Here is a 24643-nt window from a genome sequence, read left to right on the forward strand (position 1 = left end):
TCATAAGCTATTTTCCATTTCCGAAGTGTTTCATAAGACGGTATATTGAAAAGTGCTGCTGTTTCTCTGATAGATGTCCCGTGTTCATTCATATAATAAAGTACATCTAGTTTATACTGGGCTGGGTAGAATGTATAGCACTTTTCAAAGGCCTTTTCACCTGAAGACTCATATCGTCTAATCCACTCACGAAGTACGCTAGGGTTAACTCCTATAGATTTAGCAATTATTTTTCTACTTTCTGTACCATCTAAATATCGTTTCACCGCTTGGGTTTTTTCTTTTGAAGAAAATTTAGCCATAAAAAATGCACCTCCAATTGTTAGACTGTGTCTAACAATTGGGGTGCACTTCATATAGACTAAGGCTTTTTTGTTATATAAAGGGGAAGGGGGTACATTGTAGTAGCATGGGTGAAAGGTATAAGAAGAGTAGCTACTAGCAATGTAATTTGGTTATGTGATTGTTCTTCTTATTTGGCTTACTTTCTAACTTTATTGTACGAAATATAAGTAAGGAGAACTATCGAATTACATTACACATAACTTACAAACATGTAAGCCTTCTGTAATGTAATTCGATAGTTAAAAGATAGTAATTTTCATATAGTGTAACTAGAAAGTATCAATGTATTACTTTCTGTTTGTAATGAAGAATGAAAAACCAACTAATTTTTAATAATCCTCATCTGAATAAAGATGGGGATCTTTTTTAAACCTTACAACATTGTAAGGTTTACGTAAGTTAATTCGATAGTAAATTTGTCATATTTTTTGCATAATAGATACAGATAGAAAAATAATTAGGGATCTAGTAAGAAGGGAGAAAAATGGGATGCGTAAAGAAGAAGTAGTGAAGTTACCAATTAAAGATTTCTGTAGCTACTTTACTGTTGCCGTAGTGTGTATTGGATTATTTGATATCATAACAAACTTAATTGTTAAATAATATAGATGCTAAAACAAGAAAGGAAGTCCTTTCTTGTTTTTTTTATGGGGGCATAAAGATGAAATGGATTGATAGTCATATACATGTTGATCAATATAAGGATGAAGAGAAGAGCAGATTACTAAAAGAGGTGGAAAATAGTAAAGAAATAAAGGGGCTTATTGCGGTATCTATGAATTATCAATCTTGTAAGGAAACGTTATCTTTAGCGAAGAAGTATCCCTTTATATATCCAGCGATAGGGTTTCATCCAGAGCAACAGATTCATAAAGAAGAGTGTGAACAGATTTATCAACTTATTGAACAGAACGCAGAGGAAATTGTTGCGATTGGTGAAGTAGGTTTGCCCTATTATTTGAGAAAAGAAGATGAAAGAATTGCTGCAGATCCATACATAGCTGTATTGAAAAAATTTATAGAACTAGCTAGTAAGTATAATTTGCCGATTGTATTACACGCAGTTTATGAAGATGCTGACATTGTATGTGATTTGCTAGAGAAATATAAAGTTTCACGTGCACACTTCCATTGGTTTAAAGGAAGCGATGAAACAATGAAACGGATGATGAGAAATGGTTATTATATTTCGATTACACCGGATGTTTTACATAAGGAGAAGATTAGAAAAATCGTTTCGTATTATCCGCTTGAATATATGATGGTAGAAACAGATGGTCCGTGGGAATTTCAAGAGGATGTTATAACGCACCCAAGAATGATTCGAGAGGTATTAAAGGAAATTAGTTCTATAAAAAACATATCCATTGATAAGGTCGCAAAAACAATATATGAAAATACAAGTCAATTTTATTTGAAAGGATAGGGGAATTATAGTTTTAATCATGTAACGGAAAAAGTAAAAGTTGAATTTATTTAGTAAAATGCCACGGTTTGATATATGACAAAAAACCACCAAGCGTTCCGCTCGGTGGTTTTGTATTAGGATTCTAATTTTTTCGCACGTTTTAATAATAAAAGAAAGACAATGATAACGAATCCTAGTATAAGGAAGAAGCCATATTGCTTTATATAATCAATTATGTCATTTGCACTTGTTGGTTTTTTAACGTGAATGCCGTCTTTATTCGTAGTAATATGAATATCTTTCATTTTTACTTCATTCTTTTCCTTTTGTAAATCAATCCATTCTATATTTGGAATACTCTCTAGATCCTTTAACACTTCTTTTAATGGTTTCACACCTAAGTAAGGATGATAGAATGCTCCAATAATCCCATCGGATAATTTAGCAACAGATAAAGCATTTGCTTTCATTTTAGCAATAGCTTGTGGCTTATCTTCTTCAATAAAACCGACTGTTTCAGGCATTAATTTCATTCCATGTAGAAATGATGGTGTACTTCTATATGCTGGAGAGTGCATGGATTTCCAAGTTGTATCACTTAACTGTAGTTGTCCTACATAAGTTGAAAAGTATCTTGATAATATTTCATACCCTTTTTGAGACATTGTGTAATGAGGTGCTTCAAAGGCGACAGGATATAGTTTAGCATCTACAAGTTCTTGAATCCCCTTTTCGATATGATCTGTCGTATATTTTTCCTCAAACTCTTCCCCTTTTTTTACATATTGGTTATATGACTCTATATTTGGAAATTCATCTTTTCTCTTCGGTTTTTCATGTTTCGATTGGCGAATTGGTTGATCCGTCTTTACGTCCCAAAATTCAAAACCTTCCCCAGTTTCACTATCATAAAATTGGTGAGTGTAACCATGCATAATAATCGCTGCGCCATCATCTTGCATAGAGCGTAAAAGATCGACTAGTTCGGGTTTATCTTTTAAATGTAGTGTTTTACCTGTATCTGGATCTGTATATACAGGAATAACAGTGATCATGTAAGGGATCTTCTTCTCTTTTAGTAATTCAGCAATTTCTTTCAATTGATTTATATCTGCTGCTGGGTGAACATCCTCAAGACGTAAATAAGCTAATTTTTTATTGGTTTCGGGTTTTTGCTGAAAATAAGAAAATAGGCTTTCGCCAATATAATAAGATATCCAATCAAAGAGGTTAGAAGTAGCTACATAATAAGAATTATTTTGCTGTACAATTAATGGATAAGTATTATTTCCTCTTAAAGCATGTGCGAGAATTGTTCCGTTTGTATCAAGTTGTTTAATTGATCTTTCTTCTTCTAATATATTCTTTAGTTTACGTGTTGGATATTCAATTGTATCAGAGTTTATATCTTCATTTTTAAGTGTGATAAATGAAAAACGAGTAGATAACTGTTCTATATTTTGACCTAAAACTAGTAATGGTCCTGGGAAGCCTTCTAGAAATTCCTTTGCTTCAGTAGAAAGTTCTTCTTGTTTTTCACCCATGTAAATAACATGTGTATACGAAGATTTATCAGTTATTTCAGCTAACTGTTTTATGTTTTTAATTGTTATATTATTAGTGAAATGCCCTACTTGTGTATTAAGTATTTGGATATCGCTTGTAATTTGATCATCGTTTGAACTATATAAAATAAGGGTTTTTGGTTGTTCAGTTTTTTGTGCGGAAATAGGGACAGGAATTAATAGTAGTAAACTAAATAAGAGTAACAGCCATTTTTTCATATTATTATTCTCCTAGTTTATATTTAGAATTCAATTTACAATTATATACAATAAATGCGTTATAGTCTATGAAAGTTACATTTTTGCACGTATTTACCAGCTGTTTTTTCACAAAATCGGTCTAAAGCATGATGATAATATGTATAGTTATTTGCTATGATAAAAGAGTAATAGAATGTAGGTAATTGTAAAGGGAAGGCTGAAAGGGGAAAAATTTCAGCGGAGAAAGAGGTAGAGGTAGTGAAGAAATTCTTTGTAGGATTTTTAGTTGTTCTTGGAGTATATTTATATTTCCAAGGAAAGTCTGAAGGAATGGATAAGCTAGTGAATGGAACAAGCTATGTTGATTCAGAAGAAGCAAAACAGGTGAAACAAATCATTATAGAGGAAGCGAAGAAAGTAAATCTTCCGGAATGGATACCTCTTGCAATTGCTGAGCATGAAAGTCGATTAAATCCAAGGAGTGTTGGAGATAATGGAACTTCATTCGGATTGTTTCAACTGCACCGCGGCGGCGGGCTTGCACCAGAAAATTTAACTGATGATGAGCTAAAAGATCCACGTACAAATGCACAAATTGCAATGCCGCATTTACTGAAAGGATATAAGCGCGGGGTGCAAAAAGGTTTGACTGATTTTGCATTACTGAAATATATAGCGAATACATCTGGATGGCCAGGGAATTTAGGGCCAGAGTGGACGGATAATAACATGAAGTATAACATCGGATTAGAAGATGTGTACTATCGAAATAAAGGTGTAATAAAAGAGTAGGTTTTAACCTACTCTATTTTTTTGATAATCGTGTCATTTTGTGAAATACTCCGCTAGTTGTATTTTTACGTCTTCTAGTTTTGTAGAAACTTGAGGTATTTTATATCCTACATACAGCGGTGAAACGACAAACCTAGGAACAACTTTACAAATAATTTTTCCATTTAAGTAATAGAAGAATAAGTTATAACTACTGCATCCTTTATGGAAATCTGTCAGTATGTAACGTACAGTTTGCTGAATGTAATTTGCCATATCATCTATATATGAAATATTATCAATGATTATATTGAATTCAGTGAAGCCAATAATGGGACGCTCTGAAATGTTAAGCTCAATGCGTTCGTTTTTTTGAACAATTACCCCTTGGAAATTTTCTTCTTCAATATTTTCAAGATAATCTACATGTTTCATTCCGATAATTTGCATGTGTGCATGATGCAAACTTCCACCTGAAAATGGACCGTGATTTTTGTATAAAATCACAGACGCGAACTCTTCTTTCTTCTGTAAGTGTAACCAATGTTGAATAGAAAATTGCATTAATTTCCGCATATGTTCTTCTGTATATGTTGCGATATGATCTTCGCAATTATCGGTTTCAATTAACACTGTTTGAAATGTATCTTGTAATGTAGGAAATTTATTTTTTAACCAAATAATAGAACCATCAGTTGTTAAAATATCCGTTAAATGTTCTTTATCGCAAAATGGACATGCAGCGCTTCTATTCCGAATACTTTCTGGTTTTTGTTTACCGATATCGTTTAAAAAATATAGTTGTTGTGTATCCATTTATATATATGCCCCTTTAAAATATGTGTAAAAATCCCGCTTAATACATTCGGGAAAAGGAGAAGGAAATCCTCTAAAGGCAATAGAGAAAAAATAAAAGACAAGATATCCTCATTACGATAGGGTACCTTGTCTTTTATTTTTTCTCTAATAGTGTGTATGGATAATATAGAACATTTTCATTATTTCTCTTTTTTCTATTTTTTATTGTGTATAAAGTAATTGCTGTGCTTGCAATTATAATAATGGCTTTCTTCATATTCATATACCCCTTTTTATTGTTGGTTTAATTCTTGGCTAACTGCTTTTGCATCGACTAAAGCGTGTAAAATCATTTTCACCATGTTTATCATATTTCTTCACTCCTTTTTATAGTTCATTTAGTTCTTTTACAACTGCTTGTCCGTTCACTAATACCTCAAAGATTGCTTTTACGATTTCTTTCATCATGTTTGTTTCCTCCTTTTGTTTGTCTCTCTTGTTTACATCTTTATTGTATAGGGAGGCATCTTTTCGTACTATCGCTTTCCATTACGTGAACATAACAGTTTTGTAAGATTTGATGTCACTTATTGAAATGTTTAGTCTATCTTCATTATTTTCAGAAAAATGACTATTCAAACATGAAATTGGAAAGTATAATAAAGAAGTAAGTATTAAATTCCGTACGAAAGGGGTGAATGAGATGAAACGTTCTTTAGCTGCACGTGCCAAATTTTTAGATTTTATCTATTTTTGTCGTGCGATTTTTCATGATGTAGTTGTTAACGGGATACGTATGCCCTTTTTTAACAATTGCATAGTGACTATTGAACGATAGAAATCTCTTCACCCATTTTTAATAAACGTGTGAAAAGGGAGCTATTTGGCTTCCTTTTTCTATGCCGAAAACCATGGGGAATGTTTCTTTCTCATGGTTTTTTATATTGAAAGGAGTACGGAAAATGACTATTTGTAGTGTAAATAATGTAACGAAATCTTTTGGTGGAAACACTATATTTGAAAATATATCGCTTGAAATAAAGAATGGTGAACGTGTTGGATTAGTTGGTCGTAACGGTAGTGGGAAGACAACAATCTTTGGGCTTCTAACGGGAATGGAGAGTTTGGATGCAGGAGCCATTCATATGAAGAAAGGTACACGTATTGGTCATGTCGCACAAATTCCGAAGTTTGATGAGGCTATGACTGTATATGATGTATTGAGTTCTGCTTTTAAAGTAGAAAAGGAATTAGAAAAAGAAATGCATGCTTTAGAAAAAAATATGGCGGTGGAACAGGAACAATCTGCTTTGGAAAAGCTAATGGAGAGGTACGGAGTCATTCAAGAAAAATTTGCGTTTCTCGGTGGTTATGAAATCGAGGCAAATATAATGAAGGTAGCAAATGGCTTACAAGTGACAGACTTATTTTCAAGAGTATTTACGGAATTAAGTGGAGGAGAACAGACGAAAGTAAGCCTTGCATATATGCTATTGCAGAAACCAGATTTACTTCTATTAGATGAACCAACAAATCATTTAGATTTATTTGCAGTTGAATGGTTAGAGCAATTTTTAAAAGAATACACTGGAACAGTTATGGTTATTTCACATGATCGCTATTTCCTTGATGAAGTTGTAACGAAAATTTTTGATTTGGAAGATGGAGAGATTCACGTGTACCATACGAATTATTCTCAGTTCGTTGAGGAGAAGGAAGAAAGATTACTTCAAGAGTTTCAAGCTTATCAGGAGCAACAAAAGAAAATAAAGAAAATGAAAGAAGCAATTAAGCGTCTACGTGAATGGGCAAATCAAGCGAACCCTCCGAATGAAGGATTGCATAAAAGAGCGAGAAATATGGAACGTGCGTTAGAACGTATAGAGAAATTAAAGAGGCCAATTTTAGAACGAAAACAGATGGGTCTTCAGTTTGAAGGGCAAGAGAGAAGCGGGAAAGATGTTGTTGTAATGAAAGAAGTGAGTAAAGGTTTTGCTGGCCGACCTTTATTTGAACAAGCGAATTTACATGTTCGTTTTCAAGAGCGTGCGGCTATCGTTGGTCGTAATGGTACAGGAAAGACTACATTATTAAAACTACTATTAGAAGAAATAAATCCAGACGTTGGTGAAATTCGAATTGGTAGTAGTGTCAAAATTGGTTATTTATCACAGCATACGTATGGAAATGTGAAGAGTAATGTATTAGAAGCGTTTAGAGAGTATGTAGCTGTAACTGAAGGAGAAGCAAGGCATATATTGGCTAAGTTTTTATTTTATGGTCCAGCAGTATTTAAGAAAGTAACGCAACTGAGCGGTGGAGAAAAAATGAGGTTAAGACTTGCGCAACTTATGTATCAAGACATCAATTTTCTAATTTTAGATGAGCCGACAAACCATCTTGATATTGAATCAAGGGAAGTTTTAGAGGAAGCCCTTGAGCAATATAATGGAACAATCCTAGCTGTTTCACATGATCGTTATTTTTTAAATAAGTTATTTGAAAAGACGTACTGGATTGATGAATGTAAATTATTTGAGTTTGCAGGAAACTATGCATGGGCTCGTCAAAAATGGGAAGAAAAGCTTGAGAAGCAAGTAATAAAGCAAAAACGCCAAGGGAGAAAGAGTGTTGAAATGGTTCCAGTAAAAGAGAAAAAAGCTAGGAATCTTGAAGAGATTGAAAATGAGTTAATGCATGTAGAAGAAGATATATATGCAATAGAATGTGAAATGGAACATGTAGCTGATGTTGAAAGACTTGAAAAATTATATGAGGAAAAAACGATGAAAGAGTTGTTACGAGCGAAGTTATATAGTGAGTTAGAGAATATTGTGGAGTAAAGAGTAGAAAGCCACTTCCTTTCAGTTTTGCTGGAGGAAGTGGCTTTTTCATAATGATATTTTGCTTTAAAGATTAAATGAAGCGATGTGTTTCACGTGAAACAGTAACTTAGATAAATCCGTGTTTCTCAATTTGCATAGCTTGTGAAGCGTATGAAATGATAAGGTGAAAAATAAATGCCATTAGTGGCTTTTCAATAGGAGTAATCACAAAAACAAAGGCTAATTATTTCCCGAGAGATAAAGTGAAACTTTAATCAGTGGGGGGGGTACTGCCCGGCAAATAGCGGGATAAATATGTGTAACAGAGACTAGTGATTGAAAACGAAAAGAGAGCAAAGTTACAGCTTTACGCGCTGAACTCTGCTCTCTTTCTGCGTGGCATCTTCTCTTGTTGAAATTATAATAGCGATCCCGAGCATGATAAAAAAAGCTAAAAAGAGGACGAACTTTGGGAAGAACGGGAATACTAATAGCGCCCCGACTATCATAATTGTTAATAATACGTAGTGCAGGACGTATTGGAATAGGTTGTCCATATTTTCGCCCCCTTTTTGGTAATTGGTTATTAGTATTCTATGTTGCATGCTGAAGAAATAGAAGTAGATTTTTAAGTTTTTAATACGAATTATAGCTGAGTTTTCTTAAAGTATAAGGATAGAGTGATAATTTTGGGAAAATTCTCAAAATATTTATTTAGAAAGAATTGACAAAATATAATGAACGATATAAGCTAATAACCATAAAGTCTACCGGAAAGGTCGGAATAAGATTGTTACCCCTCAAAAACATCTATTTTTTTCTGATTAAAACCGACTTTTCCGATTGGCTATAAATGTGCTGTGGGAGGCATACATAAGCTAATAAGTTCAAAGGGTATAACTATTAAACAGTTAGGGTGGGGACAATGAAGAAAAAGACAAAAAAATGGGCTGGTGTATTTTCAGTATTACTTAGTAGTTCGCTTGTGTTATCTGCTTGTGGGGGACAGGAGGATACGGCTTCTACAGAACCAGTAAAAAAGCAGGATTTAAAAGATTCTAAGATTGAATCAATTCCAGCTACAGATAAAAAGAAAAGTCCAGAGAAAGCAAATCAACGAAAAGATACTTTCATTACAGCCATTTCTAAGCCAGGGGGAGTTTTCCTTCCGTATTTCCAAGATAATGGTTGGGATGGAAATGTAACGTCGGTTATTTTTGCTTCATTAGTAACAACAGACAAACAAAGTAAACCTGTTCCGGATCTTGCAGAAAAATGGGATATTTCTGCTGACCAGTTAACATATACATTCCATTTACGTAAAAATTTAAAATTTAGTGATGGGTCGCCTCTAACAGCGGATGATGTAGCATTTACATTAACACTACTTCATGATAAAGCGTATGAAGGTGGATTGGATATTGCTCAGTATGCTGTTAAAGGTGGGAAAGAATATAAAGAAGGAAAAGCAACTTCTATTGAAGGAATCCAAGTTGTTGATCCACAGACAATTAAAATTACAACTGAAAAAGTTAATTCACAGGCGCTAACGAATTTAGGTGGCCCAGTGCTATCAAAAGCTTATTATGGAAAAGATTATAAACAAAATACAAGTTTAGACTATTTAAAAGCATTATATGGGCAACCAATTGCAGCGGGTCCATATAAATTTGAAAAATATGTTCCAGGTCAAGAAGTCCGCTTTGTTGCTAACGAAAATTATTATGCAGGTAAACCAAAAATTAAAAACTTTATTTACAAAATCACATCAGGTGATACTGGATTCCAATTATTCCAAACAGGTGAACTGGACTATAGTGGATTTAGAGCGAACCCTGAAAATATAGACCAATTAAAAGGATTGGAGTTTGCAAATATTAATCTTGAATCATCAAGTGATATTGCTTATATCTATGTAAATAATAAGAAGTCGTATTTGAAAGATAAAAAGGTACGCCAAGCACTTACTTATGGATTAGACCGTAAGAAGTATGTGGATACAGCTTTACAAGGCTATGGCTCTGTCGCTAACGTACCAATTGCTCCAGTTTCATGGGCATATACAGAAGAAGGTATTAATAAATATCCGCACGACGTAGAAAAGGCTAAAAAATTATTGGATGAGGCTGGTTGGAAAGTAGGTTCTGACGGGGTTCGTGAAAAAGATGGTCAAAAATTAAAATTAACATACTACGCATCAAATACAGGTAAAACAAATGATATCTTTATTCCAATTGCAAAAGAAAGTTACAAAGAAATTGGTGTTGAATTAAATCCAGAGTTGATGGACTTTAATACGATGCTTTCAAAAGTAGGAAAAGGTGACTACGATTTAGCGGCAGTTTCAACACCAGGAATTAGTGATCCAAGTGAAGTTGTAAGTGAGTACTTATCAACTAATCCAAAAAGTGATACGGGTTATAATAATCCGAAAGTAGATGATTTGATTGTAAAAGGTATAGGAACGACAGATATTGAAAAACGTAAAGCGATTTATAAAGAGCTGTATAAAGAGTTAAGTGATGATCCACCAGTTATTTTATTAAACTATCGTAAACTACTTTATGCTCATAATGCACGTATAAAAGGAATTGATCCAGAAAAGTACGATAGCATCAGTTCCAACTTACCAGTGTTATCTATTGAACAATAAGGGTTGACCTAAATAATAGAAGACGTTTTTTCACACAGCAATGGAATGGTAGCTGTTTTGAAAAAATGTTCTTCTATTTTTAAGTAAATAGGATTGGGGAGACAAAAGGTGAAAACATATATCATTCGTAGGTTTCTACAAATGATTCCTACATTGTTTGGTACGTCTATTATTATCTTTTTCTTATTTGCACTCTTACCGGGTGATTATATCGATTCAAATCCAAAATTAACACCAGAGAGAGCTCAAGAATTAAGAGAGTTGTACGGTTTAAATAAACCGATTATTGAAAGGTATTTTCATTGGCTAGTGAATGCTTTGCATGGTGATTTTGGATTTTCTTTACAGTACCAAGAACCGGTAACTTCATTACTTAATAAATTCATTTGGAATACATTTATTGTTGCTGCTGCAGCTTTATTTTTCACTTGGATTATTGCTCTTATTATTGGGGTTATTTCTGCAACAAAGCAGCATTCTTGGTTTGATAGATTGGTAACAATCGGTGTCTTTGCAGCAATGTCATTTCCATCATTCTTTATCGGACTATTTTTAATTAAATTATTAGCAGTTGATTTAAAGTTATTACCTATTGGTGGCATGATTGATATTGGGAGTAACTCAACAGGGATAGCATACATATTAGAAGTATTACGTCATATGATTTTACCTGTATTTATTTTAACGCTTCTTGGTGTAGGATCGTTAACACGCTATTTTAGAACGGGCATGTTGGATGTTATTAGGCAAGATTATATTCGTACTGCTCGTGCAAAAGGTTTAAAAGAAAGAACCGTTATTTATAAACATGCATTGAAAAATGCAATTTTGCCAGCAATTACATTACTCGCTTTTGAATTACCGGGTTTATTTTCAGGAGCCATTATTATTGAACAGATTTTTAATTGGCCAGGGATTGGGAGTATTCAATTAGAAGCATTAAACTTTCGTGATTATACGGTATTAATGGCCTTTACAATGTTTCTTTCTTGTTTAACAATTATGGCTAATTTCTTAGCTGATATTGTCTATGCGTTTGTTGATCCAAGAATTCGATTGAAGTAAGGGGGGAAAGATATGGAGACTATTACACCTATAATAGAGAAAAAGAAAGAACGGAAAAAGAGAAATGAATCATCACCATGGCGCCAAGCGTATAAAAAAATCAAGAAAAATAAGATGGCACTGTGTGGCTTATACGTTTTAATATTTATGTTTTTATTTAGTTTTATCGGTCCAATCTTTTCACCGTATGCTGATGGGAAAGTACAAGTAACACAAATTAATAAACCACCCAGCCTGTCACATTGGCTTGGGACAGACCAGTTGGGACGGGATATTTTAACTAGACTTATGCAAGCAGGGCGTATTTCATTAACAATCGGTTTAGCGTCGATGCTACTATCCGTTATACTAGGAGCTCTATTAGGAGCAATTGCTGGTTTTTATCGAGGAGTTGTAGATCATTTAATTATGCGTGTTGCAGATGTGTTAATGTCCATTCCAGGATTACCACTACTTATTATAATGGGAGCAATTTTATCAGAATGGAAATTACCATCGGAGTACCGTTTATATGTTGTAATGATTATTTTAAGTTTAGTAGGATGGCCAGGACTTGCCCGTCTTGTGAGGGGACAAATTTTAACATTGCGGGAGCAAGCCTTTATGCAAGCGGCAGATGTATTAGGATTAAAAGATTCTCGGAAAATCATTCATCATCTAATTCCTAACGTCTTTCCGTTACTTATTGTTGTAGCAACTCTAGGTGTGGCTGGATCTATTTTAAGTGAATCCGCACTAAGTTACTTAGGTCTCGGCGTCGTCCCACCTACGCCATCATGGGGGAACATGATTAGCGCAGCTAACTCATTAATTGATTTCCAAAAGCGTCCGTGGTTATGGATTCCGCCTGGTTTTGCAATCTTTATAACAGTTGTATCAATTAATTTACTTGGTGATGCACTTCGTGATGCGTTAGATCCAAAGATGAGACGGTAGGTGAGAAGGTATGAGTAGAGCGGTAGTAGAGCTAAAAGACTTACAAACACACTTTCAAACGGAGGAAGGGACAGTGAAGGCTGTAAACCATGTTAGCTTTGCTGTTCGAGAAGGTGAAACGGTTTGTGTAGTAGGAGAATCAGGTTGCGGGAAGAGTGTAACGGCTTTATCTATTATGGGGCTTATTGCTGAATCTGGCAGTGTAGTAGGTGGAGACATTTTATATGAAGGAAAAAGTCTTTTAGGAATGAAAGAGAAAGAACTTCGTAGTTTACGAGGCAATGATATTGCGATGATTTTCCAAGAACCGATGACATCGCTAAATCCGGTCTTCACTGTAGGTGAGCAAATTGTAGAAACGCTAAGGGAGCATGAATTACTTAGTAAAAATGAAGCGTATAAGAAAGCAATTGAGTTAATTCGTAAAGTTGGCATAGCCCGTGCTAATGAAATTGTTCATTCTTATCCGCATGAACTGAGCGGCGGGATGTTACAACGTATTATGATTGCTGTTGCGCTTAGTTGTAATCCTAAGTTATTAATTGCAGATGAACCAACAACAGCTCTTGATGTTACGATTCAAGCTCAAATATTGGATTTACTAAGACAAGTGAAAGAAGAATTTAAAACGTCAATCTTATTAATTACACATGATTTAGGTGTCGTAGCAGAAATGGCTGATTACGTTGTCGTTATGTATGGCGGGAAAGTTATTGAAGAAGCTCCAGTACTAGAGATATTCCAAAATCCAAAACACCCTTATACGAAAGGATTGTTGAAATCAAAACCAGTAATGGGAAAACGAATAGATAAACTATATTCTATTCCAGGGCAGGTTCCGAATTTAGTTGGTTTAGGTGAGTTTTGCTACTTTAGTGGGCGTTGTGAGCATTGTATGGAAATATGTGAAAAAGAAGCCCCAAATCTAAATGTAAATGATGAAAATCATAAAGTAGCTTGCTGGTTATATGAGGAGCGTGCGGAACAATGAGTGAACCATTATTAGAGGTGAAAAACCTAAAGACATATTTTCCAATTAAAGGTGGCATATTTAGTAGAACGATCGGGCATGTAAAAGCAGTTGATGGAGTAAGTTTTACTATTAATAAAGGTGAAGTGTTTGGTCTCGTTGGCGAATCAGGGAGCGGAAAAACAACGATAGGAAAAACAATTTTACGTCTCGTTCAAAAAACGGAGGGGGAAGTGAAGTTTAAAGGGAAAGATGTTCATTCTTTATCCAAGGATGAATTGAGAAAACATCGCCCTAATATGCAGCTCGTTTTCCAAGATCCATTTAGCTCATTAAATCCGAGAATGAGAATTGGTGAAGCGCTTGGAGAGCCGATGTTGGCCCACGGATTAGCGACGAAAGAAAATGTTCGTGAAAAGGTAATTGAAGTATTGGAGTTATGTGGCTTAGCTCCTTATCATATTGACCGGTATCCCCATGAGTTTTCTGGTGGACAACGTCAGCGTATCGTAATAGCAAGGGCTATGGTATTAAATCCAGAATTCATTGTAGCTGATGAACCTGTGGCGGCACTAGATGTATCTATCCAAGCACAAATTATTAATTTATTTAGTGAGTTACAGGAGAAAAAGGGATTATCTTATTTATTCATTTCACATGATTTGAGTGTAGTAGAACATTTATGTACGAAAATCGGAATTATGTATTTAGGTACAATTGTGGAGACGGCGCCGCGTGATGAGTTATTTACCAATCCGCTACATCCGTATACAAAAGCATTGTTATCAGCTGTTCCAATACCAGATCCAACAGTGAAGCGAGAGCGAATTATACTAGAAGGGGATATTCCAAGTCCAGCAAGTCCACCTTCGGGTTGTCGTTTTCATACACGTTGCCCGTTTGCAACAGATGTTTGTAAAAAAACAATACCAGAATTTCGTAATGTTGGTGATAATCATTTTGTTTCTTGTCATCATGTATAAAAAAAGGACTCTTTCAAATTGAAAGAGTCCTTTTTTATTTACTAGATGAAGTTTGTTTCAATACAAATTGCTCGATTGCGTGAGCAACACCATGTTCATTGTTTGTTAGTGTTACAACATCACATAGTTTTTTTACATCTTCTTCAGCGTTGCCCATTGCAACAGATAAGCCTGCTACTTCTAGCATTGGTACATCATTAAAATTATCACCAATAGCAACTGTATCTTCAATAGGGATATTAAAATGAGCTGCCATCTGCTGTAGCCCGTTTCCTTTATGTCCATTCTTATCCATAATTTCTAAGTTAGTAGGAGCTGATGCTGTAACCATAATATCAGCGTCTTCTTGTAACACGCTTAATAGCTGTGCGCGATGCGCTGCATTAAATGTTGAAATGAAGAATTTAGATATTTCTAGTTCTTGGTTATTTACAACATCTTCTATTTTTTTGAAATCAGTAATTAGGTTTGATTTCTTTTGATTTTCTGTAATTCGTTCAAGCTCCTCTAATGTAACATCGAGCGCATGCTTATTTTCTTCGAACGCTTGCATCACTTGATCTTGCCATGTATATGGAGAATAAACTCCTTTATTCGTATATAGCTTATATGGGAAACCTTCAGATTCTAGTAATTTTGCAAGTTTGTACACTTTGTCGTTTTGTATACAACGAGAGTTAATTACTTTTCCATCCACATAAACAATAGCCCCATTGCTTGCTCCGACTGGAAGAGATAATTTATATTCTTCCAATAGCTTTAAAGCATCCTCTTTCGCACGACCAGAACAAATCATTACAATATGACCAGCTTCTTGTGCAGTTTGGATTGCTTGTAGGTTTTCTTTGGAGATTTCAAGATTAGATGATAGTAGTGTACCATCCATATCTAATGCGATTAATTTCAAAATGACCACCTCTTTGTTTTTATTATACATAGTTATATAGAGGAAACATATAAACTTATCTTGGAAAGACGGTATTTTATCTCATATTAAAAGTAAGTAAAGATTAGATAGGTTTAGTGTCACTAAATAAACTGTTTGTAACAAAAATAGAGAGAAGGATGACTACATTTCACTTTATGACTTTAATATTACAAAAATGTTACAAGTGTGAGCTTAGTGAAAAGTGCATTAAATAAGGGTTTTTGGGGAGTGTTATAAAAAAACGTAAAAAAAGTGTAATAAATTTCACGTTATTATATTGCAACGTAACAATAGTTATGTTACATTAATGTTACAAACGTTACGTTATCGAATTTAATGTAACGTTAACATAAAAACTATGAAATAAACATTTCTTAGAAATTACATGATAACTTATGAAAAGGGAGGATAAATGATATGAAAGAGCAAGTATTACAAGTAACAAAAGGTGACTTCGTAGGATCAGCAAGTGGAGCGGTAGTATTAACAGCATTAATCGTATTTCTATCAAGCGTATTAGTATAATAGAAACTTTGTAACAAAAGAAAAAGAAGGGAGAATGAAAGATATGAAAGAGCAAGTATTACAAGTAACAAAAGGTGACTTCGTAGGATCAGCAAGTGGAGCGGTAGTATTAACAGCATTAATCGTATTTCTATCAAGCGTATTAGTATAATAGAAACTTTGTAACAAAAGAAAAAGAAGGGAGAATGAAAGATATGAAAGAGCAAGTATTACAAGTAACAAAAGGTGACTTCGTAGGATCAGCAAGTGGAGCGGTAGTATTAACAGCATTAATCGTATTTCTATCAAGCGTATTAGTATAATAGAAACTTTGTAACAAAAGAAAAAGAAGGGAGAATGAAAGATATGAAAGAGCAAGTATTACAAGTAACAAAAGGTGACTTCGTAGGATCAGCAAGTGGAGCAGTAGTATTAACAGCATTAATCGTATTTCTATCAAGTGTATTAGTATAATAGAAGTTTTAAATCAAACAAAAATGGAAGGAGAATGAGGGATATGAACAGTGAACAAGTGTTTCAAGTAACAAAAACAGATTTATTAGGATCCTTAGGTGGAGCAGTAATATTAACATCATTTATTCTATTCCTTGCAAGTGTATTAGTATGATATATGTAAATACAACCATTCAAAAAAAATAAAGACTCTAACGTATTAGTAAGTAGTTAATATGTTGGAGTCTTTTTTATTTTCTTCTTATATACCTTCAAGTATTAAAGTTACCTCATTATTTAGCATCCATGGCTAATTAGACGCTGCGGTTGCAACTTGATTCAACGAGTAATCAAAAATCCACTGAGTAAAAGCCTGATTGGTGAGGGCTGATTAAAGTTTCACTTTATTTCAAAGAGAAAAAAGTCGAATTTTATATGTAAGAAAAAAAGAGGAATTTGACAGAAAAGATAGAAAATTTTAAAGGTCAGAATTTGTTAGCTTGCTAACTAATTTCTATTTATTTATGTTGGAAGCGTTTTCGGTTGGTTTTAAGTATGGACCATTTAATCTATTTACAGGGGGATGAAGATATTATGAAACAAAAATCTATGGATACGCTAGCTGCACAAATGGAGGACTTTTTTCCAGTACGTGATGTAGATCATTTAGAATTTTACGTAGGGAATGCAAAGCAATCGAGTTATTATCTTGCGAGAGCATTCGGATTCAAAATTGTGGCTTACTCTGGATTAGAAACTGGAAACCGTGAAAAGGTATCTTATGTTCTTGTGCAAAAAAATATGCGTTTTGTTGTGTCTGGAGCTTTAAGTAGTGAAAATCGTATTGCAGAGTTTGTAAAGACTCATGGTGATGGCGTGAAGGATGTGGCACTACTTGTTGATGATGTTGATAAAGCATACTCAGAAGCAGTGAAACGTGGTGCCGTCGCAATTGCTCCACCAGAGGAATTAACAGATGAGGACGGTACATTGAAAAAAGCAGTTATTGGTACGTATGGTGATACAATTCATACGCTTGTAGAGCGTAAAAATTATAAAGGGGCATTTATGCCAGGATTCCAAAAGGTAGAGTTTAATATTCCATTTGAAGAGTCTGGCTTAATTGCTGTCGATCATGTAGTTGGTAATGTTGAAAAAATGGAAGAGTGGGTTAGTTATTACGAGAATGTCATGGGCTTTAAACAAATGATTCATTTTGATGATGATGATATTAGTACAGAGTATTCGGCTTTAATGTCGAAAGTTATGACAAATGGAAGCCGTATTAAGTTTCCTATTAACGAACCAGCAGACGGAAAGAGAAAGTCACAAATTCAAGAGTATCTAGAATTCTATAATGGAGCTGGTGTACAGCATCTTGCTTTATTAACAAGTGATATTGTTAAAACGGTTGAAGCGCTTCGTGCAAATGGGGTGGAGTTTTTAGATACACCTGATACTTATTATGATGAGTTAACTGCACGAGTTGGAAAAATCGATGAAGAAATTGATAAATTAAAAGAATTAAAGATCTTAGTAGATCGTGATGATGAAGGTTACTTACTACAAATCTTTACGAAACCAATTGTAGATCGCCCGACTTTATTTATTGAAATCATTCAACGTAAAGGTTCTCGTGGATTTGGTGAAGGAAACTTTAAAGCGTTATTCGAATCAATTGAAAGAGAACAAGAGCGTCGCGGAAACTTATAAGATTTATATCCACCAGCAAAAGTCCCTTTGCTGGTGGAAATTTCATTTTTATAAGGAGGAATCAGGATGAAATTTGTTACATTTCGTCTTCCTTCAAAAGAAATACGGGCTGGATGGCTTGAAGGTGACAAAGTAATAGATATGAATCTTGCTAGTGAAGGGAAAATCCCTTCTTCTATAATGGCTTTTTTAGAGAAAACGGATGAGTATGTAGAAGTAGTGCGGAATATTAAGAATCCAAATAAGGGTATATATGCTTTAGAAGAAGTACAATTGACAGCTGCTCTTCCTAATCCGAGTAGTATTCGAGATTTTTACGCATTTGAACAACATGTAAAAACAGCTCGTGGACGAAGAGGACTAGATGTTGTGCCTGAATGGTATGATATTCCGGTTTTTTATTTTACTAATCATCGTGCTGTAATTGGTTCCGGTGATTTTGTAATTGGTCCGAAAAAGTCTAAAAAGCTTGATTACGAGTTGGAGATTGCTTGCGTAATAGGAAGAGAAGGGCGAAATATTTCTCGTGAGCAAGCAGAGGAATATATTTTTGGTTATTGTATTATGAACGACTGGAGTGCGAGAGACTTACAAGCAACAGAAATGAAAGTAGGTCTCGGTCCTGCGAAAGGAAAGGACTTTGCAACTTCGTTAGGAGCACATCTTGTTACGAAAGAGGAATTAGATGTTTATCGTAATGGTGATCGATATGATTTAGAAATGACTGCTCATGTAAATGGAAAACTATTATCAAAGGGAAACTTCCAAGATATTTACTATACATTTGCTGAAATGATTGAACGTGCTTCAGAGGACGTGACGTTATATCCAGGAGATGTGATTGGTTCTGGGACAGTAGGAACAGGCTGTATTTTAGAACTTGGTACAGAAGAGTGGCTACAAGATGGAGATGTTGTAGAGCTGTCGATTACTGGTTTAGGTACACTACGTAATACGATCAAAAAAGAAAAGGAAGCGGGTGATGGGCATGTTTTATCGTCACATGGGAGAACTACCTCATAAACGACATGTACAATTTCGTAAAAAAGATGGATCGCTTTATCGTGAACAGGTAATGGGAACGAAAGGATTTTCTGGTACGCAGTCTATTTTGTATCATCACTATATGCCAACAGAAGTAGGTCATTCTGCATTATCGCATTCTTGTCAGTTGCAGTATGAAGAGGATGTTGCTCTTTCTCATCGCCACTTCCGAACGAAAGAAAATAAAAAAAGTGGTGATGCAATAAGTGGACGAAATTTCATACTTGGAAATGAAGATTTGTTAATTGGAGTAGTGAGCCCAACAGAAAAAATGGATTATTTCTATCGTAATGGTGATGGCGACGAAATGTTATTTGTTCATTATGGAACAGGGAAAATTGAAACAATGTTTGGAACGATTCACTATAGAAAAGGCGACTATGTAACGATCCCAATTGGAACGATTTATCGTGTTATTCCAGATGAAGGAGAGACTAAGTTTCTTGTTGTAGAGGCGAATAGCCAAATTACAACGCCGCGTCGTTATCGAAATGAATACGGACAATTGTTAGAGCATAGTCCGTTTTGTGAAAGAGATCTTCGTGGTCCAGAAAAATTAGAGACCTATGATGAAAAAGGCGAGTTTGTCGTAATGACAAAATCAAGAGGCTATATGCATAAACATGTTTTAGGACACCACCCGTTAGATGTTGTTGGATGGGATGGCTATTTATATCCGTGGGTATTTAATGTAGAGGATTTTGAACCAATTACAGGGCGCATTCATCAGCCACCGCCAGTACATCAAACATTTGAAGGGCATAATTTTGTTATTTGCTCTTTCGTACCACGTTTATACGATTATCATCCAGAGTCAATTCCGGCACCATATTATCATAGTAATGTTAATAGTGATGAAGTTCTTTACTATGTAGAAGGAAACTTTATGAGTCGCAAAGGTGTGGAAGAAGGTTCTATTACACTTCATCCGAGCGGGATTCCCCATGGGCCGCATCCGGGGAAAACAGAGGCAAGTATAGGGAAGAAAGAGACACTTGAATTAGCTGTTATGATAGACACATTCCGTCCGCTTCGTATTGTAAAACAAGCACATGAAACAGAAGATGAAAAGTATATGTATAGCTGGATTGAACAAGGTTCATATACTGTGAAATAAGTAAAAAAAGGCATGCTCTCAATAAGGGAGCATGCCTTTTTTGTGGAATCGACATGTATAATAATACCAAAAAGAGTTGTCGAAAGATATATAGAAAGAATGATAAGGATAGTGCATATTCAGAAGAATTTCTACTTGTTTCGACAAAAGTATTGACTAGGAAAAGCGTAATGAGTAAAATAAAAAAGCGAATTAAAAATTTTCAGAAAATTTAAAACTTGGAGGAGTGAAAGATGAAGCAAATTTTTCAAAAGAAGCCAATTGCAAAGTTAATGCAAGAAAGTAAGCAAAAAACGTTAGCGAGAACATTGGGCGCGCTAGATCTAACTATGCTTGGAATCGGAGCAATTGTTGGAACTGGTATTTTTGTTCTAACGGGTGTTGTGGCAGCGAAACATTCTGGGCCAGCTATTATATTATCATTTGCGATTGCCGCGCTAGCTTGTGCCTTTGCTGCATTTTGTTATGCTGAATTTGCTTCTTCAGTTCCTGTCTCGGGCAGTGTGTATACGTATACATACGCGACGATGGGGGAAGTATTCGCATTTTTAATTGGCTGGGACTTAATGCTTGAATATTTACTTGCTACATCTGCTGTAGCAAACGGTTGGTCTGCATATTTTCAATCTTTATTAAAGGGGTTTGGAATCCACATTCCGACTATTCTCTCCTCGGCTCCTGGTACAGGAAAGGGTGGAATAATTGATCTACCTGCAGTTCTAATTATTTTAGTGATGACAGTTCTTTTATCTAGAGGTGTTCGTGAAAGTGCACGAGTAAATAACATTATGGTATTTATTAAAATAGCAGTTGTTCTTATTTTTATTTTTGCTGGTTTTAATTATGTGAAACCTGAAAACTGGACGCCTTTTATGCCATTTGGTTTAGATGGTGTAATGGCTGGAGCGGCCACAGTATTCTTTGCATTTATAGGATTTGATGCAGTTTCAACAGCGGCAGAAGAAGTGAAACGTCCGCAACGTGATTTACCAATTGGTATTATTGCATCGTTATTAATTTGTACAGTTCTTTATATCGTTGTTTCGCTTATTTTGACAGGAATTGTTCCATACGGCCAGCTAAATATATCAGATCCAGTTGCTTTTGCACTGCAATTTATTGGACAAGATGGCTTAGCGGGGGTAATTTCAGTAGGAGCAATTACAGGGATTACAACAGTAATGCTAGTTATGATGTATGGGCAAGTTCGTGTTTCTTATGCGATGAGCCGAGATGGTTTATTACCGAAGCGTCTTGCTAAAGTTCATCCGAAATTTAAAACGCCATTTTTAAATACATGGACAACGGGAATTATTGCGGCACTGATTTCAGGATTAATAGATTTAAATGTTTTAGCACATCTTGTAAACATGGGGACATTGTCAGCATTTGCACTCGTAGCTGTTGCGGTAATTGTAATGAGAAGAACCCATCCAGACTTACCAAGGGCATTTAAGGCTCCGCTTGTACCATTTTTACCAGCGTTAACAGTGATTTTCTGTTTATACTTAATGCTTCAATTATCGGGGACAGCATGGATTAGTTTTGGGATATGGATGGTTATTGGTATAGCGGTTTACTTCTTATATAGCCGAAAACATAGTGCTTTAAATAATAGTAAAAAAGAAGAAGATGTTGCGAATTTATAAGCGAAAAAAATCCATTCTAATTCTGTTAGAATGGATTTTTTTATTTGAAAATTTACATTTTTCTGAACTTATTATAAGATAATTGTTGGCTAACTAAAGGAGTGAAATGATGAAAAATACGTGGCGTGAGTTAAGGGAGATGGACCGTAACGTATGGATTCGATTTATTGGAGAGACGTTAAATGGAATTGCAATGATGATGTTAATGCCTTTTTTTGCATTATATTTAAAAGATAAGGTAGATTCGTTGTTGGAAGTTGGGGTTATTATGGCGCTTTCTCCAATTGCTGCAAGCTTTGGTTCACTTATAGGAGGGAGAATTGCTGACATATATGGAAGAAAGCCGATTATGATATTTTCTATGGCAAGTAATGCATTATTAATGCTCGGTTTTCTATTTATAGAAGGATTTATTCCATATGCAATTTTATCTATTTTTTTAGGATTGAGTAATTCTTTATTTCATCCAGCTGCATCAGCTATGGTCGCAGATGTAACGGCACCAGAAAAAAGAACAGAGGCATATGGTTTATTACGAATGGGTCACAATATAGGTGCTGCGATTGGTCCGATAATGGGAGCATCAGTAGTTGTGTTGTCAAAGAATCTTGTGTTTATTATTGCCTCTTCTACAATGCTATTTTATGCGTTACTTGTATTGCTTCTTATTCAAGAGACGATGCCAAAGAGGACAGATAAGGAAGAACATAAAGAAAAGGAATCTGGGGCAGTTTGGAAAATTGTCATGCGAGATAAGGCATTAATGATTTACTTATTAGCAGGTATTATCATTTCGATGGGGTTTTCTCAAACAGAAGGCATGTTGCCACTACATTTTGATAACGAAATGAAGCGTATTTTTGGAGCGAATAATCCATATCCATATTTAATGGCGTTAAACGGACTATTAGTTGTTTTATTCCAATTTCAAATTTCAAAATGGGCTACGGATAAACCAGTCGGGAAGACGATGTTATATGGTGCATGTTTGTTCGGGATTGGATTGTTTTTTATAGGGTGGTTACCGAAGTGGTTTGGAGAGTTTAATACAAATGCTACAGTTATTTTAATAACACTACTGTTCGTTTATGCTATATATACGTTAGGTGAGATGATTATGTCGCCTGTACAGATGACATTTGTAGCAAACTTGGCCCCTGAGCATTTGAGAGGGACTTATATGGGCGCTGCAAGTTTGCAGTGGATTACAGGAAGCGCATTTGGTCCACTTCTGGGAGGCTTTTTATTAGATCGATTACTTGGCCACTTGCTATTTACAATTTTAGCTGTAGGATGTGTAGTTGCAGGTATTGTATATATTTCTTTAGATCGCCTTGTTGAGCAAAGGCAAAAAGATACACTAACCAAACAATCTTCTTAGTAAATAGGTGACATACACAAAAAAGGGGATTTCTACATATTTTAGGTACATAACTAGATAGGATTACCATTTCATTTTAAAATTCACCTTTGTATAGTAGTGGAATAGAAAAAGTGTAGAAAACCAATAAGTATTGTCATTTAATTATTTGTGGAAGTTACATTTTATTTCAAATAGGAACTACCTATTTTTATAAAAAGTGCTAAAATAGAAAAATGAAAACAATTGGTTAGGGTGATTTCAGTGACAAAAATTAAATTAGGTTTATTATATGGTGGAAAATCAGCTGAGCATCAAGTTTCGTTACAGACGGCTCTTGCTGCTATTAAAGCGTTAAATCAAGATAAATTCGAGATTCATCCAATTTATATTACAGAACAAGGTCAATGGGTACGTGGTGAGCGTATTGAAGGTGAAGTAACAGATGTTGAAGCTTTAAAAATGAGTAGTGCAGAAAATGCGATTTCTCCGTTATCATTAAGTACAGAGATTATTCCATCTGCAGCTTCTGAGGAAAACGCTATTGACGTTATTTTCCCATTACTACATGGACCAAACGGTGAAGATGGAACGGTTCAAGGATTATTAGAATTGATGAATATTCCTTATGTAGGAAATGGTGTTCTAGCATCATCTGCTGGTATGGATAAAGTTGTTATGAAAAACATCTTTGCAGAGGCTGGTTTAAAACAAGCAAAATATGCGTCTTTCATTCGCAGTGCATGGGAAAAAGATCGTCAGGAAGCTTATTCTAAAGTAGAAGATAAGTTAGGATATCCTTGTTTCGTAAAACCAGCAAACCTTGGTTCAAGTGTTGGTATTAATAAGTGTAAAAATCGTGAAGAACTTGAGAATGCATTTGTAGAGGCATTCCAATTTGATCGCAAAATTATTGTAGAAGAAAATATTGTAGGTCGTGAAGTAGAAGTTGGGGTACTAGGTAATGATGAGCCGAAATGTTCAGTTGTAGGTGAAATCGTTCCGAAAAAGGACTTCTATGATTATAAGTCGAAATATATCGATGGTGATACGGCGTTAATTATTCCAGCTGAAATGACAGAAGAAGAATCTGATGTGATTAAGCGTGATGCAATTATTGCGTTCCAATCATTAGATGGTGCAGGCTTAACGCGAGCTGATTTCTTCTTAACGAAAGACGGAGAAGTGTATATTAACGAAGTAAACACTATGCCAGGATTTACACCGTTTAGTATGTTCCCTCTATTATGGCAACATACTGGGTTACCGTATCCAGAGTTAATCGAAGAGTTAATTCGTTTAGCGATTGAACGTCACGAAGAAAAACAAAAAATTAAATATACAATCTAACAAAA

General features: G+C 34.9%; 26 protein-coding genes. 20 read left to right on the plus strand and 6 right to left on the minus strand.

Translation table 11 applies throughout. The features are described 5' to 3' along the window. The coding region (locus ATL10_RS22285) for a helix-turn-helix domain-containing protein (RefSeq protein WP_142669989.1) at nucleotides 1-302 on the minus strand (302 nt) is incomplete at its 3' end. A 704-nt stretch (nucleotides 303-1006) separates the two neighbouring features. Here ATL10_RS22285 and ATL10_RS22295 point away from each other — a divergent pair. Next, complete coding sequence (locus ATL10_RS22295) at nucleotides 1007-1771, plus strand: TatD family hydrolase (RefSeq protein WP_053565421.1); 765 nt, start codon at nucleotides 1007-1009, stop codon at nucleotides 1769-1771. A gap of 116 nt (nucleotides 1772-1887) precedes the next feature. Here ATL10_RS22295 and ATL10_RS22300 read toward each other — a convergent pair whose 3' ends face one another. Next, nucleotides 1888-3537 (minus strand): DUF2334 domain-containing protein, encoded by a 1650-nt coding sequence (locus tag ATL10_RS22300; protein ID WP_053565420.1) that lies wholly within the window; start codon nucleotides 3535-3537, stop codon nucleotides 1888-1890. Between the two features lie 240 nt (nucleotides 3538-3777). On the opposite strand from ATL10_RS22300, the gene ATL10_RS22305 reads away from it, so the two are divergent. Then, a complete protein-coding gene (locus ATL10_RS22305) occupies nucleotides 3778-4311 on the plus strand; it encodes a transglycosylase SLT domain-containing protein (RefSeq protein ID WP_098251195.1) in 534 nt (177 codons plus the stop codon). Between the two features lie 33 nt (nucleotides 4312-4344). Here ATL10_RS22305 and ATL10_RS22310 read toward each other — a convergent pair whose 3' ends face one another. Both ATL10_RS22310 and ATL10_RS30980 read right to left on the minus strand, forming a co-directional pair. Next, complete coding sequence (locus tag ATL10_RS22310) at nucleotides 4345-5106, minus strand: DUF4931 domain-containing protein (protein WP_098235941.1); 762 nt, start codon at nucleotides 5104-5106, stop codon at nucleotides 4345-4347. 136 nt (nucleotides 5107-5242) lie between these two features. Beyond that, nucleotides 5243-5371, minus strand: coding sequence for a hypothetical protein (locus ATL10_RS30980; RefSeq protein WP_053565418.1), 129 nt, complete (start codon nucleotides 5369-5371; stop codon nucleotides 5243-5245). Between the two features lie 420 nt (nucleotides 5372-5791). Between ATL10_RS30980 and ATL10_RS31950 the strand changes: the two genes are divergently transcribed. Continuing rightward, on the plus strand, nucleotides 5792-5926 hold the full coding sequence (locus ATL10_RS31950) for an RAxF-45 family protein (RefSeq protein WP_000830643.1): 135 nt from the start codon (nucleotides 5792-5794) through the stop codon (nucleotides 5924-5926). Between the two features lie 73 nt (nucleotides 5927-5999). Further along, nucleotides 6000-7931, plus strand: coding sequence for a ribosomal protection-like ABC-F family protein (abc-f, locus tag ATL10_RS22325; RefSeq protein ID WP_141541711.1), 1932 nt, complete (start codon nucleotides 6000-6002; stop codon nucleotides 7929-7931). A 341-nt stretch (nucleotides 7932-8272) separates the two neighbouring features. On the opposite strand, the gene ATL10_RS22335 is transcribed toward abc-f, so the two are convergent. Continuing rightward, nucleotides 8273-8470 (minus strand): hypothetical protein, encoded by a 198-nt coding sequence (locus ATL10_RS22335; protein WP_142669990.1) that lies wholly within the window; start codon nucleotides 8468-8470, stop codon nucleotides 8273-8275. Nucleotides 8471-8838: 368 nt separating this feature from the next. On the opposite strand from ATL10_RS22335, the gene ATL10_RS22340 reads away from it, so the two are divergent. The 5 genes from ATL10_RS22340 to ATL10_RS22360 all read left to right on the plus strand — a co-directional run bounded on the left by ATL10_RS22340 (nucleotide 8839) and on the right by ATL10_RS22360 (nucleotide 14520). Further along, nucleotides 8839-10566 carry an ABC transporter substrate-binding protein gene (locus tag ATL10_RS22340; RefSeq protein ID WP_000730676.1) on the plus strand — a complete coding sequence of 576 codons (1728 nt, stop codon included), beginning with the start codon at nucleotides 8839-8841 and terminating at the stop codon, nucleotides 10564-10566. A gap of 108 nt (nucleotides 10567-10674) precedes the next feature. Next, nucleotides 10675-11631, plus strand: coding sequence for an ABC transporter permease (locus ATL10_RS22345; protein WP_000860687.1), 957 nt, complete (start codon nucleotides 10675-10677; stop codon nucleotides 11629-11631). A gap of 12 nt (nucleotides 11632-11643) precedes the next feature. Then, nucleotides 11644-12567 (plus strand): oligopeptide ABC transporter permease, encoded by a 924-nt coding sequence (gene opp4C / locus ATL10_RS22350; protein WP_000447957.1) that lies wholly within the window; start codon nucleotides 11644-11646, stop codon nucleotides 12565-12567. 10 nt (nucleotides 12568-12577) lie between these two features. After that, the gene (locus ATL10_RS22355; RefSeq protein WP_065229648.1) at nucleotides 12578-13558 is read left to right on the plus strand and encodes an ABC transporter ATP-binding protein; all 981 of its coding nucleotides are present in this window, start codon (nucleotides 12578-12580) and stop codon (nucleotides 13556-13558) included. Next, entirely contained in the window at nucleotides 13555-14520 is a 966-nt protein-coding gene (locus ATL10_RS22360) for an ABC transporter ATP-binding protein (RefSeq protein ID WP_063546235.1), read from the plus strand. Before ATL10_RS22355 ends, ATL10_RS22360 begins: the two co-directional genes overlap by 4 nt. A 34-nt stretch (nucleotides 14521-14554) precedes the next feature. On the opposite strand, the gene ATL10_RS22365 is transcribed toward ATL10_RS22360, so the two are convergent. After that, complete coding sequence (locus ATL10_RS22365; RefSeq protein ID WP_142669991.1) at nucleotides 14555-15427, minus strand: Cof-type HAD-IIB family hydrolase; 873 nt, start codon at nucleotides 15425-15427, stop codon at nucleotides 14555-14557. 438 nt (nucleotides 15428-15865) lie between these two features. Between ATL10_RS22365 and ATL10_RS22370 the strand changes: the two genes are divergently transcribed. From ATL10_RS22370 to ATL10_RS22420, 11 genes are all read left to right on the plus strand, one after another. Beyond that, nucleotides 15866-15973 carry a DUF3948 family protein gene (locus tag ATL10_RS22370; RefSeq protein ID WP_000664237.1) on the plus strand — a complete coding sequence of 36 codons (108 nt, stop codon included), beginning with the start codon at nucleotides 15866-15868 and terminating at the stop codon, nucleotides 15971-15973. A 34-nt stretch (nucleotides 15974-16007) separates the two neighbouring features. Continuing rightward, nucleotides 16008-16124: a DUF3948 family protein gene (locus ATL10_RS22375; protein WP_000654250.1), complete on the plus strand. Its 117-nt coding sequence runs from the start codon at nucleotides 16008-16010 to the stop codon at nucleotides 16122-16124. 34 nt (nucleotides 16125-16158) lie between these two features. After that, nucleotides 16159-16275 (plus strand): DUF3948 family protein, encoded by a 117-nt coding sequence (locus ATL10_RS22380; protein WP_000654250.1) that lies wholly within the window; start codon nucleotides 16159-16161, stop codon nucleotides 16273-16275. A 34-nt stretch (nucleotides 16276-16309) separates the two neighbouring features. Beyond that, entirely contained in the window at nucleotides 16310-16426 is a 117-nt protein-coding gene (locus ATL10_RS22385) for a DUF3948 family protein (protein ID WP_000654250.1), read from the plus strand. 43 nt (nucleotides 16427-16469) lie between these two features. Next, the gene (locus ATL10_RS22390; protein ID WP_001083691.1) at nucleotides 16470-16580 is read left to right on the plus strand and encodes a DUF3948 family protein; all 111 of its coding nucleotides are present in this window, start codon (nucleotides 16470-16472) and stop codon (nucleotides 16578-16580) included. A 419-nt stretch (nucleotides 16581-16999) separates the two neighbouring features. After that, nucleotides 17000-18118 (plus strand): 4-hydroxyphenylpyruvate dioxygenase, encoded by a 1119-nt coding sequence (gene hppD, locus ATL10_RS22395; RefSeq protein WP_000810920.1) that lies wholly within the window; start codon nucleotides 17000-17002, stop codon nucleotides 18116-18118. Between the two features lie 66 nt (nucleotides 18119-18184). Beyond that, nucleotides 18185-19141 carry a fumarylacetoacetate hydrolase family protein gene (locus tag ATL10_RS22400; RefSeq protein ID WP_086422752.1) on the plus strand — a complete coding sequence of 319 codons (957 nt, stop codon included), beginning with the start codon at nucleotides 18185-18187 and terminating at the stop codon, nucleotides 19139-19141. Beyond that, nucleotides 19107-20279 (plus strand): homogentisate 1,2-dioxygenase, encoded by a 1173-nt coding sequence (locus ATL10_RS22405; RefSeq protein ID WP_014481934.1) that lies wholly within the window; start codon nucleotides 19107-19109, stop codon nucleotides 20277-20279. The genes ATL10_RS22400 and ATL10_RS22405 overlap by 35 nt, the downstream gene beginning before the upstream one ends. A 233-nt stretch (nucleotides 20280-20512) precedes the next feature. Next, nucleotides 20513-21928, plus strand: coding sequence for a branched-chain amino acid transporter BcaP (bcaP, locus tag ATL10_RS22410; protein WP_000809361.1), 1416 nt, complete (start codon nucleotides 20513-20515; stop codon nucleotides 21926-21928). A gap of 109 nt (nucleotides 21929-22037) precedes the next feature. Then, nucleotides 22038-23309 carry an MDR family MFS transporter gene (locus ATL10_RS22415; protein ID WP_000799720.1) on the plus strand — a complete coding sequence of 424 codons (1272 nt, stop codon included), beginning with the start codon at nucleotides 22038-22040 and terminating at the stop codon, nucleotides 23307-23309. Nucleotides 23310-23552: 243 nt separating this feature from the next. Beyond that, complete coding sequence (locus tag ATL10_RS22420) at nucleotides 23553-24638, plus strand: D-alanine--D-alanine ligase (protein WP_000161433.1); 1086 nt, start codon at nucleotides 23553-23555, stop codon at nucleotides 24636-24638. The last annotated feature ends 5 nt before the right edge of the window (nucleotides 24639-24643 follow it).

The sequence above is a fragment of the Bacillus sp. 196mf genome (assembly GCF_003217275.1).
Classification (GTDB): domain Bacteria; phylum Bacillota; class Bacilli; order Bacillales; family Bacillaceae_G; genus Bacillus_A; species Bacillus_A thuringiensis_S.

Bases quoted from the DNA above. Each gene is read 5' to 3' on its own strand.
- ATL10_RS22405 (WP_014481934.1), top strand. From the start codon at position 19,107: ATGTTTTATCGTCACATGGGAGAACTACCTCATAAACGACATGTACAA.
- opp4C (WP_000447957.1), top strand. From the start codon at position 11,644: ATGGAGACTATTACACCTATAATAGAGAAAAAGAAAGAACGGAAAAAG.
- ATL10_RS22380 (WP_000654250.1), top strand. From the start codon at position 16,159: ATGAAAGATATGAAAGAGCAAGTATTACAAGTAACAAAAGGTGACTTC.
- ATL10_RS22310 (WP_098235941.1), bottom strand. From the start codon at position 5,106: ATGGATACACAACAACTATATTTTTTAAACGATATCGGTAAACAAAAA.
- ATL10_RS22340 (WP_000730676.1), top strand. From the start codon at position 8,839: ATGAAGAAAAAGACAAAAAAATGGGCTGGTGTATTTTCAGTATTACTT.
- ATL10_RS22400 (WP_086422752.1), top strand. From the start codon at position 18,185: ATGAAATTTGTTACATTTCGTCTTCCTTCAAAAGAAATACGGGCTGGA.
- ATL10_RS22385 (WP_000654250.1), top strand. From the start codon at position 16,310: ATGAAAGATATGAAAGAGCAAGTATTACAAGTAACAAAAGGTGACTTC.
- hppD (WP_000810920.1), top strand. From the start codon at position 17,000: ATGAAACAAAAATCTATGGATACGCTAGCTGCACAAATGGAGGACTTT.
- ATL10_RS22390 (WP_001083691.1), top strand. From the start codon at position 16,470: ATGAACAGTGAACAAGTGTTTCAAGTAACAAAAACAGATTTATTAGGA.
- ATL10_RS22370 (WP_000664237.1), top strand. From the start codon at position 15,866: ATGAAAGAGCAAGTATTACAAGTAACAAAAGGTGACTTCGTAGGATCA.
- ATL10_RS22360 (WP_063546235.1), top strand. From the start codon at position 13,555: ATGAGTGAACCATTATTAGAGGTGAAAAACCTAAAGACATATTTTCCA.
- ATL10_RS22335 (WP_142669990.1), bottom strand. From the start codon at position 8,470: ATGGACAACCTATTCCAATACGTCCTGCACTACGTATTATTAACAATT.
- ATL10_RS22375 (WP_000654250.1), top strand. From the start codon at position 16,008: ATGAAAGATATGAAAGAGCAAGTATTACAAGTAACAAAAGGTGACTTC.
- bcaP (WP_000809361.1), top strand. From the start codon at position 20,513: ATGAAGCAAATTTTTCAAAAGAAGCCAATTGCAAAGTTAATGCAAGAA.
- ATL10_RS22300 (WP_053565420.1), bottom strand. From the start codon at position 3,537: ATGAAAAAATGGCTGTTACTCTTATTTAGTTTACTACTATTAATTCCT.
- ATL10_RS22415 (WP_000799720.1), top strand. From the start codon at position 22,038: ATGAAAAATACGTGGCGTGAGTTAAGGGAGATGGACCGTAACGTATGG.
- ATL10_RS22355 (WP_065229648.1), top strand. From the start codon at position 12,578: ATGAGTAGAGCGGTAGTAGAGCTAAAAGACTTACAAACACACTTTCAA.
- ATL10_RS31950 (WP_000830643.1), top strand. From the start codon at position 5,792: ATGAAACGTTCTTTAGCTGCACGTGCCAAATTTTTAGATTTTATCTAT.
- ATL10_RS22295 (WP_053565421.1), top strand. From the start codon at position 1,007: ATGAAATGGATTGATAGTCATATACATGTTGATCAATATAAGGATGAA.
- abc-f (WP_141541711.1), top strand. From the start codon at position 6,000: ATGGGGAATGTTTCTTTCTCATGGTTTTTTATATTGAAAGGAGTACGG.
- ATL10_RS30980 (WP_053565418.1), bottom strand. From the start codon at position 5,371: ATGAATATGAAGAAAGCCATTATTATAATTGCAAGCACAGCAATTACT.